Source organism: Sphingomonas sp. VDB2 (assembly GCF_047946695.1).
In the GTDB taxonomy this organism is placed as follows: Bacteria; Pseudomonadota; Alphaproteobacteria; order Sphingomonadales; family Sphingomonadaceae; genus Sphingobium; species Sphingobium bisphenolicum.
The window spans coordinates 2,107,490-2,123,753 of the sequence record NZ_CP159615.1; the positions used below are offsets into that span (position 1 = coordinate 2,107,490).

A 16,264-nucleotide genomic window follows, 5' to 3' on the forward strand; every position below is an offset into this window, starting at 1 on the left:
GGGAAAGCTGGCCGACACGGGCCAGAAACTTCATCGCTTCAGAGATTGGCTGTTGCATTGCAACAGGGGGTGGCGTTTGATCCGGCCATGCTCAAGGCCGCCCTCCACCATCTCACCGCCTATCGCTACAACCGCCCGATCCGGCTCGGCCCGCAGGTCATCCGCCTGCGCCCCGCGCCGCACAGCCGGACCAAGGTGCCCAATTATGCGCTGAAGATCGAGCCGGCGAACCATTTCCTCAACTGGCAGCAGGATCCGCATGGCAACTGGCTCGCCCGCGTGGTCTTCCCCGACCCGGTCGACCATTTCCGCATCCAGGTCGATCTGCTCGCCGACCTCGACATCATCAATCCGTTCGACTTCTTCGTGGAGCCTTATGCGGAAAATTATCCCTTCGCCTATGACGACCAGCTAAAGACCGACCTCGCCGCCTATTTCGATATCGAGGATCAGGGGCCAAGGTTCGAGGCGATGGTCGCCCAATATGACGGCTATCAAAGCCGCACCGTCGATTTCCTGGTCGAGGTGAACCGCCGCCTGCAACAACAGGTGGGTTACGTCATCCGCATGGAGGCAGGCGTGCAGACGCCGGAGGAGACGCTGGACATCGGCACCGGCTCCTGCCGCGATTCCGCCTGGCTGCTCGTGCAGTTGCTGCGCCGGCTGGGCTTCGCCGCCCGTTTCGTATCGGGCTATTCGATCCAACTGGTCGCCGATGTCGAACCGATCGAAGGGCCAAAGGGCGTCACCCAGGACGTGGTCGACCTTCACGCCTGGGCGGAAGCCTATGTGCCCGGCGCAGGCTGGGTCGCGCTCGACGCGACCAGCGGCATGTTCGCGGGCGAAGGGCATATCCCGCTCTGCGCCACCCCGCACTACAAGTCCGCCGCGCCGATCAGCGGCATGGCCGAACCGGCCGAAGTCGATTTCGAATTCGCCATGACCGTCAGCCGCATCGCCGAAGCGGTGCGCATCACCAAGCCCTTCACCGACACCCGCTGGGACGCGGTGATGGCGTTGGGGGCCAAGGTGGACGCGGACCTCATCGCGCAGGATGTGCGCCTGACAACCGGCGGCGAGCCGACCTTCGTGGCCGAGGATGGCGGCGAAGCGGGCGAATGGAATGGCGATGCGGTCGGCCCGACCAAGGCCGACTATGCCGACCGGCTGATCCGCAAGCTGCGCGCCGAATTCGCACCCGGTGGCCTGCTGCACCATGGCCAGGGCAAATGGTATCCGGGCGAAAGCCTGCCGCGCTGGGCCTATGCGGTCTATTGGCGCAAGGACGGCACGCCGATCTGGCGCGACGACAGCCTGATCGCGCCCGATAATGCGCCCGAAGGCGCGGCGCAGGTGACGGCGGCCGACGCGAAGGCCTTCCTCGCCCATATGGCCGGCAATATGGGCTTTTCTGCGGACTATACCCATGCCGTCTATGAAGATCCGGCGGTGTGGGCGGTGAAGGAAGCGGACCTGCCGCTCAACGCCAGCCCCGACGATCCCAAGATCAGCGATCCCGAAGCGCGCGCCCGCATGGTCAAGACGTTCGAGCGCGGCCTCGACCAGCCGGTCGGCTATGTCCTGCCGGTGCAGCGTTGGCAGAGCCAGGTGGCGACCCCGCGCTGGCAGAGCGAAATCTGGCAGTTGCGTCGCGGCCGTCTGTTCGCGGTGCCAGGCGATTCGGCGCTGGGCTATCGCCTGCCGCTGGGCTCGCTGCCCTATGTGCCGCCGTCGGACTATCCCTATATTCATCCCCGTGACACCAGCGAGCCGCGCGAGCCTCTGGCGGATTTTCGCGCGCAGGTGACCCAGCCTGCCAACGTGGAGGAAGTCCGCGCGCAGCAGGCCCAGCGCGTCGCCGGGCCGGACGGCGGCGTCGCCGCGCAGGACCGGGTCGAACAAGTCTTCATCGAAGGGGCGGTGCGCACCGCCGTCACCGTCGAACCGCGCGGCCATTATCTTTCGGTCTTCCTGCCCCCGGTACAGGCGCTGGAAGATTATCTGGAGCTGATCGCAGAGGTCGAGGCGACCGCCGAGGCGCTGCGCATCCCGGTGCGGATCGAGGGCTATGCCCCCCCGCCCGACCCGCGCATCGACGTATTGAAGGCCACGCCCGATCCCGGCGTGATCGAAGTCAATGTCCAGCCCGCGTCAAGCTGGGACGAAACGGTAGCGATCACCGAACGCCTCTATGCGCTGGCCCGCGAATGCGAACTGACCGCCGACAAGTTCATGGTCGACGGCCGATCGGTCGGCACCGGCGGCGGCAACCATATCGTGCTGGGCGGGGCGACGCTGACCGATTCCCCCTTCATCCGCCGCCCCGACCTGCTCAAGAGCTTCGTCCTCTACTGGCAGCGGCACCCTGCGCTGTCCTATCTCTTCTCGGGCCTCTGCATCGGCCCGACGAGCCAGGCGCCGCGCATAGACGAAGCCCGGCATGACGGCCTTTATGAGCTGGAAATAGCGCTGGCGCAGGTGCCCAACCCGTTCGCGGGCGCAGGCAGTGCGCCACCCCCATGGCTGGTCGATCGCCTGTTCCGCAACCTGCTGGTCGACGTGACCGGCAACACCCACCGCACCGAAATCTGCATCGACAAGATGTTCTCGCCCGACGGCCCGACCGGACGGCTGGGTCTGCTGGAGTTTCGCGGCTTCGAAATGCCGCCCGAAGCGCGGATGAGCCTGGCGCAGCAATTGCTGATCCGCGCGCTCGCCGCCTGGTTCTGGCGCCAGCCGCAACAGGGGGGTCTCGTCCGCTGGGGCACGACACTCCACGATCGCTTCATGCTGCCCCATTTCGTCTGGGCTGATTTCCTTGAGGTATTGTCCGACCTGCGCGGCGCGGGCTATGATTTCGACCCCAACTGGTTCGAGGCGCAGCGCCAGTTCCGCTTCCCGATCCATGGCGCGGTCGATGCCGGTGGCGTAGGGCTGGAAATCACCCATGCGCTAGAGCCGTGGAACGTGCTGGGCGAAACCGGCGCGATCGGCGGCACGGTGCGCTATGTCGACTCATCGACCGAACGGTTGCAGGTCCGCGCCACCGGGCTGGTCGCCGGTCGCCACATCGTCGCCTGCAACGGGCGGCAAGTGCCGATGACCGCGACATCGGTGCCGGGCGAAGGCGTGGGCGGCGTGCGCTACAAGGCTTGGACGCCCGCCAATTGCCTCCACCCCAACCTGCCCGCCAATGCGCCGCTCACCTTCGATGTGCTGGATAGCTGGAGCGGGCGGTCGCTGGGCGGCTGTGTCTATCATGTCGCCCATCCGGGCGGGCGCAATTACGACACGCTGCCGGTCAACGGCTATGAGGCGGAAGCGCGGCGCAAGGCACGCTTTCAGGATTATGGCCATACGCCCGGCCAGGTCGACATGCCCGCCGCCGAACCCGCCAACGAGTTCCCGATGACGCTCGACCTGCGTTTCCACCATAGCGGACTGTGATGGCCGCGGACGTCCTCGCGCCGCGCGCAGGCGGTGAAGCCTGGGCGGACGCCTATCTCGCCACCGCGCCGGCCGGCGACCTGTTCGCCGGCGCGGCCCCCGCCATGGCGACGCGCTGGCGCGACATGCTGGGGCGGCTGTCGACCCAGGCGCAGGGCGATCCCGCGACGCTGGCCGACCATGTGTCGCGGCAGGCGATTGACCTCGGCATGGCGTTCCGCCTGACCGGGGACGAGCAGGAACGGTCCTGGCCGCTCGGCCCGGTGCCGCTGCTGATCGACGCTGTGGAATGGGCGCAGATCGAACGCGGGCTGATGCAGCGGGCCAACCTGCTCGAACGGGTGGTGAGCGACATCTATTCGACCCAGTCGCTGGTCCGCGACGGCAAGCTGCCCGCCAGCATCGTCACAGGCAGCCCGCATTATTGGCGCGTCATGACCGGAACGCCGCCGCCGCGCGGCCATCATCTCCATTTCTACGCCGCCGATATCGGGCGCGGGCCGACCGGCGAATGGCGCGTGCTGGCCGATCGGGTGCGGACGCCCGTCGGCGTCGGCTATGCGCTGGAAAACCGGCTCGCCCTCTCCCGCGCCACCGGCGACCTGCTGGGCGCGATGAACACGCGGCGACTGGCGCCCTTTTTCGACGAGTTGCGCCGCGGCCTCGCCGCCGATTGCGAGCGCACCGATCCACGCATCGGCCTGCTGACGCCCGGTCGCTTCAACCAGAGCTATGCCGAACAGGCGCATCTCGCCCGCTATCTCGGCCTGTTGCTGGTCGAGGGCGACGACCTGATCGTTTCGGACGGGCGGCTGTTCGTGCGGACGATCCAGGGGCTTAAGCGCATTGATGGCCTCTGGCGCTGGATGGACAGCCGCTTCCTCGACCCGCTCGCCTTCGACGGCCGGTCGCATATCGGCGTGCCCGACCTCTATAACGCCTGTGCGCGCGGCGGGCTGATGGTCAGCAACTGGCCCGGCGCGGGCGTGATCGAATCGCGTGCCTTCGCCGCCTTTCTGCCGCAACTGGCGCGCGAACTGCTGGGATCGGACCTGATCCTGCCCAATATCGCGACCTGGTGGTGCGGCCAGTGGCAGGAGCGCGACCATGTGCGGGCACAGCTCGACAATCTGGTGGTCGGCTCCGCCTTCGATCAGGATGTTGCGGGCCTGCCCGACGCCCATTTCACGCCCGGATCAGGGCTGGACACCGCGCAGCGCACCGCCCTTCTCGACGCGATGGCGCGGCGGCCGATGGACTATGTCGGGCAGGAAGTCGTCAAGCTGTCGACCACGCCCGCGATCATCGACGGGCAATTGACGCCCTTGCCCTTCACCCTGCGCATCTTCGTCGCGCGCGACGCCGCCGGCCAGTGGCGGGTAATGCCCGGCGGCTTTGCGCGGCTGGCAGGCCATGGCGACATTCGCGCCGCGCTGATGGGCCGGGGCGACATGTCCGCCGACCTGTGCGTGATCGATAGCCATCCGGTGCCGCCCGACAGCCTGCTGGGCGTCGGTGCGCCTGCCATCCGCCGGGTGGGCGGCATGTTGCCGGCCAAGGCGGCGGACAATCTCTTCTGGCTCGGCCGCTATATCGAGCGGGCGGAAATGACGCTGCGGCTGGTCCGGGCGATCGTCGGCGGATCGATCGAGGCCGATCTGGGGCCATCGCTGGCTTCACCCACCATGGCGCGGCTGGTCGACCAGTTGGCGCTGTGGGGCGCGATCGCGGGGAGGGGCGGCGCGATCGGTCCGCTCTGCGCTACGGCGCTGGGCGATGCGCGCCAGTCGGGCAGTGTACGCGCGCTGATGGGCGTGGTGGCCAATATCGGCGAGGGGCTGCGCGACCGGCTCGCCAGCGATTTCTGGCGACTGGTGCGCCTGCCCCTGCCCGGCTTCGACGGGAACGTCACCGAAACCCTGCTCGATGCCTCGTCCCGCATGATCGAGCGGATTTCCGCGCTGTCGGGCCTGGCCGCGGAAAATATGGGCCGGACCGAAGGCTGGCGCTTCCACGATATGGGGCGGCGGATGGAACGGGCGGTCAACGGCTGCCGCCTGCTGACCGCGTTCGGCAACGACCAGGCGTCGGCCGACGACCTGACCGTGCTGCTGGACCTGATGGACAGCCAGATCAGCTATCGCACCCGCTACCTGACCGGCCCGGCGCTGCCCCCGGTGCGCGATCTGGTTGCGTTGGAGCCGCATAATCCGCGCGCCATCGCCTATCAGGCGGCGCGGCTGGCCGAGCATGTCGCCGCCCTGCCCACGCTGCGCGCCGACGGCATGCCGGAAGAGCCCCGCCGCCTGGCCGATGCGCTGGTCGCCCGGCTCGCGCCGCTGACCGGAGACATGCTGACCATAGGCGACATCGGCGATGTCGAAAGCCGCCTGCTGCGCCTGTCGGATGCGATCGGCCAGCGTTACTTCCTGCAATTGCGCAAGACGCAGACGCCGGACCTGCTGTCATGATCTACCATGTCCGCCACCAGACCATCGTCCGCTATGCCAGTCCCGTGCGGCTCGCCCGCTTCAACCTGCGGCTGCGCCCCGCGCCCTGGACGGGCCAGTGGACGTCCGATTATGCGCTGACGGTCGATCCCTTGCCCTCCGCCATCGAATCGCGGCCCGGCGCCTGGCCGGTCAACGTCGCCCGGCTGGTGATCGAAAATCCGATCCGCCAGTTGACGATCGAAAGCCGGTTCCGGGCCGGGGTGGATAATGGCCCACAGATCTCGCCGCAGAGCGACGACCCGACCATCGCCACTGTCGCGCAAGCCGCCCTGCTGGATCGCGACATGGGGCCGTCGGCCCCCGCCCATTATCTCTATGCCTCGCCCCGCGCACCGCTGCTGGCACCGATCGGCGACTGGGTAGGGGACATGCTGGCCCCGGACCGGCCGATCGTCGCCGCCGCGCTGGACCTGACCCGGCGCATCCAGGCCGAGTTCGCCTATGAACCCGGCGCGACCGATGCCTCCACCCCGGTCGCCGACGCCTTTGCCGCGCGCCATGGCGTGTGCCAGGATTTCGCGCATGTGATGGTGGTGGCGCTGCGCCTTGCCGGCCTGCCCGCCGCCTATGTCAGCGGCTATCTGCGCACCCTGCCCCCGCCCGGACGGCCCCGGCTGATCGGCGCAGACGCGATGCATGCCTGGGTGATGCTGTGGTGCGGCCCGACGCGCGGCTGGATCGGCTTCGACCCGACCAACGGCGTCATCACCCATGACGGGCATCTGTTCGTCGCCATGGGCCGCGACTATGCCGATGTCGCACCGATGGACGGGCTGTTCGTCGGCGGCGCAGGCCAGAGCCTGCGGGTCATGGTCGACGTCGCGCCCGAAGAGGAAGCCGCGCTTAGCTGACCGCGCGGAACAGCAGCGGCATCCCCGTCCTGGGCCGAATCGTCAAGCGGCTGATCGGCTCGGGCTTGAATCCGGCGGGCATGGTCAGCCGATAGCCGCGCACGACGCTGGCGATCACCGTCATCACCTCCTGCTGGGCGAAGCCCGCGCCGACGCACACGCGCGGGCCGCGGCCGAAGGGGAACCAGGCCTGTTTCGCCATGTCCGCATTGGCCGGATCGTCGAAGCGATCGGGATCAAAGGCATGGGGGCAGGCCCAATTATCCTTGTTGCGCTGGGTCAGCCAGGGCGCGACCACCAGCATCGATCCGGCTTCCAGATGCTTGTCGCGCATCGGCATCGGGCAGGTAACTTCGCGCGGCAGGAAGGACACGGGCGGATAGAGGCGCAGCGTCTCCTTGAAGATATTGCGGACCTGTCCCATGTCCTTGAGCATCGCCGCGGTCAGCGGGGCGTCGCCCGCGACCTCCGCGATTTCCGCCCGCACCCGATCCTGGATATGGGCGCATTCGGCCAGCATGTAGAGCGCCCAGGTCATGGTGCTGGCCGATGTTTCATGCCCGGCCAGGAAGATGGTCGACACCTGTTCCATCACCTGCTGACAGGTGAAGGATAAGCCGGTCTGCGCGTCCTTCGCCTCGATCAGCGATTGCAATATGTCGCGATGCGGCGCTTGCCCGCGGGCGTGCCATCCTTCGTAGCGCGCCTCCACGATCGGCCGGAACACGTCGTGGATCGCCCGCGCCGGACCTTTGGATCTTTTCTCGAACCAGCCCGCCGGCAGGCCGTAGAGGCGCAGCATCGATGCGCTGTGGGCGAGCCGCTGGAATTTGCCAAAGGCGGTGTGGATGATGTTCGATCGCTCGGCATCCAGCGTCTGCGAAAACAGCGTGCGAAAGATGATGTCGGCCGCGACATGGGTCATCATCGGGTCGATATCGATCGGCTTGCTGCGATCCGCCGCGTCGAGCCGGGCGAGCAGGTCGTCCACCGCCGCGACCATCAGCGGCATCGATTTGGTCAGCGCGGTATGGGCGAAGGCGGGATTGACCATCGCCCGCTGGCTTTCCCAATCTTCGCCATTGGCGGAAAAGACGCTGTTGCCGATCAGCGGGTCGAGGTTGCGCACCAGTTCGCTATGCTTGGGATAGGCGGTGCCGCCGCGCAATATCTGGTCCACAAGGGACAGTTCATTGGCGATATACATGGTGCGGCCCGGCAGGCGGATCTCGCCCATCTTCATCGTATAGCTTTTGTCGAACAGCACATGGATCCAGCTATGCCAGCCGCGCAGGAACCGCTTGATCAGGCCCCGCTTGGTGCGGGGCGGCTGCGGATAGGGGGGCGTGAAAAGATCGGTCACGATATCGTCCTGAAAGCGGCGACGGCGTCGTCCACGGTGCGGCGGCCAGCGGTCAGGCTGATGAAATCGAGCGGCGAGAGCCGGTCGCCGACGCGCAGATAGTCGAAATGGGCCTCATATTTGTTCGACCATCCGCCATGATAATTGTCCGGCTCGTAGAACAGGTGGAAGCGCGGCGATAGCATGTCGACGCGGGCCGCATATTGATCCGCGACAAGCCGGAACGGATTGACGTTATAATAGGCCGCGCCATCGGGCGGGGAACTGACGTCGACATAGCGGAAGGCCTTGTCGGCCAGCGCGCGCAGATCGTCATGATACCAGGTTGCGTCGCGGCGCAGGCCGATGACCGGCACCACCTGCCCCAACCCCAGCATCACGAAATGATCGGGCAGGCTGCCGCCGCGCAGCGCGATCAGGCGGCGCATCAGGCGCATGCCCAATATCGTGCCGGCGCTGTGGGTGACGAGTTGCACCTCGTCCCAGTCGCCGTCCAGTTCCTGCGCGATGCGGGCGGCGAACTGGTCGAGCCGCTGGTCGAGGGCGTCGCCCGGCCCCTCCGCCGCCAGCGCGCCATGATAGGTCATGAAGCGCAGCAGCCAGGGCACGACCAGCTTGGCGAGGATGCGGCCGGACAGAAGGGCGCTGACCGCGATGCCGATCAGCGCCGACGCCCAGAAGGGCAGCAGCAGCGACAGAAGCAGCGCGGGCGCCAGCGCCAGCAGCAGCGGGATCAGCACCGCCAGCAAGGGTGGATAGAGAATGGTGATGACCGGCCCCTTGCGTAGCCGGCGCATCCGCAGGAAATCCATGTGGCGGGCATGGCCGGCATAGGCGCGCGCCGACCGCAGGGCGAGGCTCAATGGATTGCGAATCCAGACCTTCCCGATCAGATCCTCCCAGCGGCAATATTCATAGTCGGTCGCCACCCCGGCCTGCGGGTTATCCACGGTCCAGCGCGCCGACACGATCGACCCGGCCACGCCCGCCTGCCGGCCGCCCACGGCCAGTTCTTCTCCCGTCAACGCGCCATATCGCGCCGCCTGCTCGCGATAGAGCTGGTGGTAGAAACGCACGCCGCGTGGATCGAAACCGCCGAGGTAGAAGACTTTACGCTTGAACTTTTGCAACAGCATCGCCCTAATCGCGCGCATGAGCACGCCCGAACGCGACTACTGCTATTTCATCGACCACCGCAAATACAACCGCAATGTCGGCTGTCGCAAGCATGACAATATGTACGGCATCAATGGCGGTGGCAGCGAACGGGACCGATGGCGGGCCGACAGGGCCTTTTATCGCCATATGAAGGCCAATGGCGATCCGATGGCGCTGCCCGCGCTGATCGCCTGCCTCGCCTTCGGCTGGTTCTGCTGGAACTATCATCCGGGCAAGGGGCCATGGCGCGGTCAGTTGTTGCGCCGCTTCGCCAAAGCGCCCAAATGACCGCCATGACCAATCCCAAGCATGTGTCCGCAGGCCCGATCACCTTCGGCAACGACCTGCCCTTCGTCCTGATTTCCGGCCCCTGCCAGATCGAGAGCCGCGACCATGCCATGAGAATGGCCGATGCTTTGCAGCATGTTGCGGCTCAGGCTGGCGTCCCTTTCATTTTCAAATCTTCCTTCGATAAAGCGAACCGGACATCGGTAGGTGGCAAGCGCGGCGTCGGCATCGACGCTGGCTTGCGCATATTGGCAGATATAAAGGCGGCGTTGGGCTGCCCGGTGCTGACCGACATCCATGGCCCGGAACAGGTCGAAGCCGCCGCGCAGGCAGTCGACATCCTCCAGATTCCCGCCTTCCTCTGCCGCCAGACCGACCTGCTGCTGGCGGCCGGCCGGACCGGCGCGGTCATCAACGTCAAGAAGGGCCAGTTCCTCGCCCCCTGGGATATGGCGGCGGTGGCGCAGAAGGTCGCCTCGACCGGCAATGAGCGCATCCTGCTGACCGAGCGCGGCGCCAGCTTCGGCTACAACACTTTGGTCAGCGACATGCGCGCGCTGCCGACCATGGCGCAGACCGGCTATCCGGTCGTGTTCGACGCCACCCATTCGGTGCAGCAGCCCGGCGGCCTTGGGTCCGCGTCTGGCGGCCAGCGCGAGTTCGCGCCCTTGCTGGCGCGCAGCGCCGTGGCGGCCGGCGTCGCGGCGATCTTCGCCGAAGCGCATGACGACCCGGACAATGCGCCGTCGGACGGGCCGGTGATGCTGCCGCTGGACTGGGTGGGGCCGATGCTGGCGCAGCTCAAGGCGATCGACGCGGTGGTGAAGGGGTAAAAACCCTCACCCAACGGAAATCAGGGCCGCACCTGCCCGGTCCCGCGCACGATCCACTTATAGGTGGTCAGCCCTTCCAGCGCTACCGGCCCGCGCGCATGGAGCCGCCCGGTCGAAATGCCGATTTCCGCGCCCAGCCCGAATTCGCCGCCATCGGCGAACTGGGTGGAGGCGTTCCACATCACGATCGCGCTGTCGACGGCATTGAGGAATCGTTCCGCCGTCGCCGCGTCCTCCGTGATGATCGCATCGGTATGGTGGCTGGCATGGGCGGCGATATGGGCGATGGCATCGTCCACGCCATCCACCAGCCGGACCGACACGATCGCATCGAGATATTCGGTATCCCAATCCGCATCCGCCGCCGCGGTGACACGTGCGTCCATCGCCTGCACATCCCGGTCGCCGCGCACTGCGCACTGGGCGTCGAGCAAAGCCGTCACCAGCGCCGCCGCCGCGCCATAGGCGCGGTCGATCAGCACGGTCTCCGTCGCGCCGCATACGCCCGTCCGCCGCATCTTGGCGTTGACGACCAGCGCCTGCGCCATGGCGGGATCGGCCGCGCCGTCCACATAGCTGTGATTGATGCCGTCGAGATGGGCCAGCACCGGCACCCGTGCCTCCTCCTGCACCCGCGCGACCAGGCTCTTGCCGCCGCGCGGTACGATCAGGTCCACAAATTCCGATGCCTTGAGCAGCGCACCCACGGCGGCGCGATCGGTCGTGGGGACCAGTTGCACGACATCGGCGGGCAGTCCGGCGGCGCCGATCCCCTCGACGATGGCGGCGTGGATCGCGCGGTTGCTTTCCTTCGCCTCGCTGCCGCCGCGCAGGATCACCGCATTGCCCGCACGCAGGCACAAGGCCGCCGCGTCCGCCGTCACATTGGGGCGGCTTTCATAGATGATGCCGATCACGCCCAGCGGCACCCGCACCCGGCTGAGTTCCAGGCCATTGGGGCGCACGACCGTGTCGATCACGCTGCCCAGCGGATTGGTGAGCGCCGCGACCTGATCCACGCCCTGGGCGGTGGCGGCGACGCGCTCCGCATTCAGCTTCAGCCGGTCGAGCAGCGCGGGCGACAGACCGTTCGCGACCGCATTCTCCATGTCGCGGGCATTGGCGGCGATGATCGCCGGCGCCTGGTCCCGCAACGCCTGCGCCGCGCGCCGCAGCGCGTCGGCCTTTTGCGCGTCGCTCGCCTGCGCGATCGTCGCAGCGGCGCGGCGCGCGCGCGCGCCCATCGTGGCGATCAGCATTTCGGGGGTCTGGGTCAGGTCGTTCATGAAAACACTCGCCGGAAGGTCGGCCGCGCCTTAGCATGAAAGCGCGCCGAAACGAAAGCGGCGGAACTTGGCAGCAATCAGTGCCGACGACCGGATCATGGGTCGCAATATGATCCGGCCGCCAGCCAGCAGGACGAACCCGCCTGATGGCCTGTCTACGCCGTGGTCGCCGTCGCCACATACCCCAACGGGGGTAGGGACAAGAAAATTCCGCAGCGGATTAGTGGCTGATCAGGCCGACGATGCGCACCAGTTGCGATTCCCGGTTGCAGCCGGTCTTGTCGTAGATGCTGCGCAACTGCACCTTGAGCGTTTCCACCGACACGCCGCGCGCCGACGCGATATCCTTGCGCGATTGGCCCGCCGACAGGCGAATGGCGATATCGGCCTCGGCCGGGGTCAGGCGGAAGGTGCGCGTCAGCGCCTGGATATGACGCTCGGTCGGCGCACCAACCCGGGCGATGACGATGGCGCGCGGGGCGAAGGGCAGCGCCCAGGGCCGGGCGGGAAGCGGATGAAATTCCAGCATGATCGCGACGCCGCCGGCATCGTCCGCCAGCGCGACCGGATCGGCGGGTCGGCCCGGCGGGTCGATCACGGCGCGCATCGCCCGCCCGATGGCGCGGGTTTCGTCCGCGCGTTCGCTGGCCAGCCAGCCGTCGCTGACCCGGATCCGGCTGGACGAGAGCAGGGCTTCGGCGCGCGGCGTCATGCCGCCGACCCGCCCGGTCGCGTCGAGCAGCCAGCAGGCCCGGTCCATCGACTCGAACGTGCCGGACAACAGGGCGAAACCCTGCTGCTCGATCGCCTGCTGCAAACGGACAGCGGCCTGCGCATGGCCCGCAATATGGCCGAACAGATCCCGCTGATCCTGGCTCGTCCGTCCATCCCTGCGGTTGCGCAGCAGCGCCAGCCCAACCATCTGGTCGTTGCTTGCCACCAATCGGGCCTGGCAACCATCGAAAATGTCGAAATCCGAACACATGTCGAGATAATCTTGCGATCGCAGCGACTGACGCGCCATGTCATAATGGGCTTCGTGGACGATCGCCGGGCGATCGGGCAGCCGGTCCGCCGCGACCCGGAAATTGAGGTCGGGCGCGGACTGGTCGATGGCCGCCCCGATGGGGATGATGCTGGTGTCGATGTCGCTGATCCAGTTGAAGCTGGACGCCCCCGGACCAAAGCCGATCAACTGCCCATGCCCCGATCCGGTCGCGACGGCCATCGCCTTGATCGCATCCGGCCATTTATCCGGTTCCAGCGCCGCGGACAGGAACAGCTCCGCCCACGGATCGCTACCTTCGGCGTGCGTCGCCATAGTCTTCCCCCATGCCCCGCTTCGGGTTAGCCAAAGCGCCGGGGAAGTCAAATCGACAGCTCGCCAAGCCGCTGATTCCCGCCAAAAAGCTGATCCAGATCAGGACAATTCAGGCAGCCTGGGCCAAAGCCTCCTGCCGGACCGCGCGAATCATCCGGCAGGGCGGGATGTTGCGCCATTCCAGCGCATCGCTGACATCGCCGAACAGCGGGTTGAGCAGGCGCAGCACATAGCGCGAATATTGGTAGATCAGGAATGCCCCGCCCGGCCGCAGCGCGCTGCGCGTTTCCGCACAGATCGCCTCGCCCACGCCTTCGGGCAGGGTCGAGAAAGGTATGCCCGACAGCACATAGTCGGCCTGATAATGCCCCGCTTCCTTGACGAACCGCCGGACGTCGGCGGCCGATCCATGGACCACGCGCAGCCGCGGATCGTCTATCTCCGCCTCCAGATAGGCGACGAAATCGAGATTGAGGTCGATCGCCAGCAAGGTCGCGTCGGCCGGCAAGCGATCGAGGATCGATCGGGTGAAGGTGCCGACACCGGGGCCATATTCCACGAACAACCGCGTCCCCTGCCAATCGACCTGGTCCAGCATCCGGTCCACCAGCGTCGCGGAGGAGGGAATGACCGAACCGATCATGCCGGGATGCTTGACGAACTGGCGGAAGAACATGCCCCATTGGCTGAAAAATGATCCGGCCTTGCCCGCACCGGCCTTATTCTTGTTCTTCTTCAATGGAATGGAGGCCATCAACACCCGCCTATATGGATCATGCTTCCCGCCTTGCAAATCCCGCTCTTGCTGGCAAGCGGCTTTGCAACACTATCGTCATGAACGCGGCGGACGGCGGATGGGTTCAATCCGCCGTCCCGCATCGGCCCGACCCGTTCAGTCCGTCCGGTCGCGCGACCGGACCATGCCCGGCGCGACGAAGCCGATCGGATCGACCTGCATCGCCCGCTGCTTCAACTGCGACTGGATCTGCTCATATTCCCGCTCCATTTCGGGGGTGACGGACGCGCGCGTATCGTCCAGCGCATCCTCGAAATGGGCCTGCGTCACCTTGTCTACCGACAGCGACTGGCGCAGCGCGAACAGGCCCGCGCGCCGCACCAGATCCTCCAGGTCGGCGCCGGTGAAGCGCTCCGTCCGACCCGCCAGCCGGTCGAGATCGACATCGTCCGCCAGCGGCATCTTGGCGGTATGAATGCCCAATATGCGGCGACGCCCCGCCTCGTCGGGCACCGGCACATAGATCAGCTCGTCGAACCGCCCAGGCCGCAGCAGCGCCGGATCGATCAGGGTCGGCCGGTTGGTCGCGCCGATGACCACTACCGACTGCAACTCCTCCAGCCCATCCATCTCGGCCAATATGGTGTTCACCACCCGCTCCGTCACCGCTGGTTCACCCAGCCCCCCGCCACGCGCGGGCACCAGACTGTCCAGTTCATCGATGAAGATGACCGTGGGCGCCACCTGCCGCGCGCGGGCGAACAGACGGGCGATCTGCTGTTCGCTCTCGCCATACCATTTGGACAGCAGGTCGCTGGACTTGGTCGCGATGAAATTGGCCTGCGCCTCCCGCGCGACCGCCTTGGCCAGCAAGGTCTTACCGGTGCCGGGCGGGCCGTAGAGCAGGAAGCCCTTGGCCGGGCGGATGCCGATGCGTCGAAAGGCGTCGGGGTCTTTGAGCGGCAGCTCCACGCCTTCCTTCAGCCGCATTTGCGCGTCGTCCAGCCCGCCAATGTCGGACCAGCCGATATTGGGCGCCTGCACCATCACCTCGCGCATAGCCGACGGCTGCACCCGCTTGATCGCCGACAGGAAATCCTCCCGCGTGACGGACAGTTCCTCCAGCACGTCGGGCGGGATCGTCCCGTCCTCCAGATTGAGGCGCGGCATGAAACGGCGCACCGTCTCGATCGCCGCCTCGCGGGTCAGCGCGGCGAGGTCGGCGCCGACGAAGCCATAGGTCATGCGCGCCAGTTCGGCCAGGTCGACCTTGTCGCCCAGCGGCATACCGCGCGTATGGATGCCCAATATCTCGCGCCGCCCGCGCTCGTCAGGCACGCCGACGATGATCTCGCGGTCGAACCGGCCGGGGCGGCGCAGCGCCTCGTCGATCGCTTCGGGCCGGTTGGTCGCGGCGATCACCACCAGATTGGTGCGCGGCTCCAGCCCGTCCATCAGGGTGAGCAACTGGGCGACCAGTCGCTTTTCCGTCTCGCCGGTCACCTGGCCCCGTTTCGGCGCGATCGAATCGATCTCGTCGATGAACAGGATCGAGGGCGAGGATTTGGCCGCCGCCTCGAAAATCTCGCGTAGCTGCTTTTCGGACTCGCCATAGGCCGATCCCATGATCTCCGGCCCGTTGATCAGAAAGAATTCCGCGTCCGATTCATTGGCGACCGCGCGCGCCAAGCGCGTCTTGCCGGTGCCCGGCGGGCCATGCAGCAACACCCCCTTGGGCGGATCGACGCCGAGGCGCGTGAACAGTTCGGGATAGCGCAGCGGCAGTTCCACCATCTCGCGCAACTGGTCGATCGCGTCGGCCATGCCGCCGACATCGTCATAGGTGACGTCGGCACGGCGCGATTCGCGCGGCTCCTCATATTCGGCGCGCAGCTCGACCTCGGTATCGGCGTCGATATGGACGATGCCCTTGGGCACCGTGGACACGACGACGAGACGGATTTCCTGGAGCGCATAGGCCGGCGCGGCCAGCATCTGGCGCAGCTGCGGCGGCATGTCGCCCGGCGGCACCTGCTGCTGCCCTGCGGTCGCCACCACATCGCCCGCGGTCAGAGGCCGCTGGTAGAAGACACGCTTGAGGGCATCGGGATTGCCCTGCAAGCGCAGGTTATTTTGTGCAGGCGCGAACACGACCCTTTGCGCGGGCCGCGGCTCCGCCTTGTCGATCTGGACGAAGTCGCCGGAGCCGACCCCGGCATTGGCGCGCTGCAAACCGTCGAGGCGCAGCACGTCCAGCCCCTCATCCTCCTTATAGGGCCGCACGACGCGCGCCGACGTCGATCGCTTGCCCACAATCTCGATGACGTCGCCTTCGGCCAGTTGCAGCTCCGCCATCACCGCCAGCGGCAACCGCGCCAAACCGCGCCCGGCATCCTCCGGCCGCGCATTGGCGACCTGAATCCGGCGTCCCGTATCGTCCTCATCCGCCACAAGCCATCCCCGTCTTT

11 protein-coding genes are annotated in these 16,264 nt (G+C 66.9%); 5 read left to right on the forward strand and 6 right to left on the reverse strand.

What is annotated here, in order from left to right:
- Positions 1-87 precede the first annotated feature (87 nt).
- From ABT375_RS10500 to ABT375_RS10510, 3 genes are read left to right on the forward strand one after another with little or no spacing between them, the layout of a single operon-like run.
- Positions 88-3,447, forward strand: a complete 3,360-nt coding sequence (locus ABT375_RS10500; protein WP_416462378.1) for a DUF2126 domain-containing protein — start codon at positions 88-90, stop codon at positions 3,445-3,447.
- A complete protein-coding gene (locus tag ABT375_RS10505; RefSeq protein ID WP_416462379.1) occupies positions 3,447-5,918 on the forward strand; it encodes a circularly permuted type 2 ATP-grasp protein in 2,472 nt (823 codons plus the stop codon). Before ABT375_RS10500 ends, ABT375_RS10505 begins: the two co-directional genes overlap by 1 nt.
- Positions 5,915-6,811: a transglutaminase family protein gene (locus ABT375_RS10510; protein ID WP_261936054.1), complete on the forward strand. Its 897-nt coding sequence runs from the start codon at positions 5,915-5,917 to the stop codon at positions 6,809-6,811. The genes ABT375_RS10505 and ABT375_RS10510 overlap by 4 nt, the downstream gene beginning before the upstream one ends.
- Here the strand turns inward: ABT375_RS10510 and ABT375_RS10515 are convergent.
- Together ABT375_RS10515 and ABT375_RS10520 are read right to left on the reverse strand one after the other, a co-directional pair.
- Positions 6,804-8,174, reverse strand: a complete 1,371-nt coding sequence (locus ABT375_RS10515; protein ID WP_416462380.1) for a cytochrome P450 — start codon at positions 8,172-8,174, stop codon at positions 6,804-6,806. The two genes, ABT375_RS10510 and ABT375_RS10515, sit on opposite strands and share 8 nt — an antisense overlap.
- On the reverse strand, positions 8,171-9,304 hold the full coding sequence (locus tag ABT375_RS10520; protein ID WP_416464880.1) for a hypothetical protein: 1,134 nt from the start codon (positions 9,302-9,304) through the stop codon (positions 8,171-8,173). Before ABT375_RS10520 ends, ABT375_RS10515 begins: the two co-directional genes overlap by 4 nt.
- 22 nt (positions 9,305-9,326) lie before the next feature.
- On the opposite strand from ABT375_RS10520, the gene ABT375_RS10525 reads away from it, so the two are divergent.
- Together ABT375_RS10525 and kdsA are read left to right on the forward strand one after the other, a co-directional pair.
- A complete protein-coding gene (locus ABT375_RS10525) occupies positions 9,327-9,620 on the forward strand; it encodes a hypothetical protein (protein WP_224548182.1) in 294 nt (97 codons plus the stop codon).
- Between the two features lie 5 nt (positions 9,621-9,625).
- A complete protein-coding gene (gene kdsA, locus ABT375_RS10530; protein WP_416464881.1) occupies positions 9,626-10,453 on the forward strand; it encodes a 3-deoxy-8-phosphooctulonate synthase in 828 nt (275 codons plus the stop codon).
- 20 nt (positions 10,454-10,473) lie between these two features.
- On the opposite strand, the gene ABT375_RS10535 is transcribed toward kdsA, so the two are convergent.
- The 4 genes from ABT375_RS10535 to ABT375_RS10550 form a co-directional block, all read right to left on the reverse strand.
- Complete coding sequence (locus tag ABT375_RS10535) at positions 10,474-11,739, reverse strand: glutamate-5-semialdehyde dehydrogenase (RefSeq protein WP_416462381.1); 1,266 nt, start codon at positions 11,737-11,739, stop codon at positions 10,474-10,476.
- A gap of 220 nt (positions 11,740-11,959) precedes the next feature.
- On the reverse strand, positions 11,960-13,060 hold the full coding sequence (locus ABT375_RS10540; RefSeq protein WP_416462382.1) for a helix-turn-helix transcriptional regulator: 1,101 nt from the start codon (positions 13,058-13,060) through the stop codon (positions 11,960-11,962).
- A 109-nt stretch (positions 13,061-13,169) separates the two neighbouring features.
- Positions 13,170-13,814, reverse strand: a complete 645-nt coding sequence (locus ABT375_RS10545) for a class I SAM-dependent methyltransferase (protein WP_416462383.1) — start codon at positions 13,812-13,814, stop codon at positions 13,170-13,172.
- A gap of 138 nt (positions 13,815-13,952) precedes the next feature.
- Positions 13,953-16,247 (reverse strand): CDC48 family AAA ATPase, encoded by a 2,295-nt coding sequence (locus tag ABT375_RS10550; protein WP_224548186.1) that lies wholly within the window; start codon positions 16,245-16,247, stop codon positions 13,953-13,955.
- Positions 16,248-16,264: the final 17 nt, after the last annotated feature.

Bases quoted from the DNA above. Each gene is read 5' to 3' on its own strand.
- ABT375_RS10500 (WP_416462378.1), top strand. From the start codon at position 88: ATGCTCAAGGCCGCCCTCCACCATCTCACCGCCTATCGCTACAACCGC.
- ABT375_RS10505 (WP_416462379.1), top strand. From the start codon at position 3,447: ATGGCCGCGGACGTCCTCGCGCCGCGCGCAGGCGGTGAAGCCTGGGCG.
- ABT375_RS10510 (WP_261936054.1), top strand. From the start codon at position 5,915: ATGATCTACCATGTCCGCCACCAGACCATCGTCCGCTATGCCAGTCCC.
- ABT375_RS10525 (WP_224548182.1), top strand. From the start codon at position 9,327: ATGAGCACGCCCGAACGCGACTACTGCTATTTCATCGACCACCGCAAA.
- kdsA (WP_416464881.1), top strand. From the start codon at position 9,626: ATGACCAATCCCAAGCATGTGTCCGCAGGCCCGATCACCTTCGGCAAC.
- ABT375_RS10535 (WP_416462381.1), bottom strand. From the start codon at position 11,739: ATGAACGACCTGACCCAGACCCCCGAAATGCTGATCGCCACGATGGGC.
- ABT375_RS10540 (WP_416462382.1), bottom strand. From the start codon at position 13,060: ATGGCGACGCACGCCGAAGGTAGCGATCCGTGGGCGGAGCTGTTCCTG.
- ABT375_RS10545 (WP_416462383.1), bottom strand. From the start codon at position 13,814: ATGGCCTCCATTCCATTGAAGAAGAACAAGAATAAGGCCGGTGCGGGC.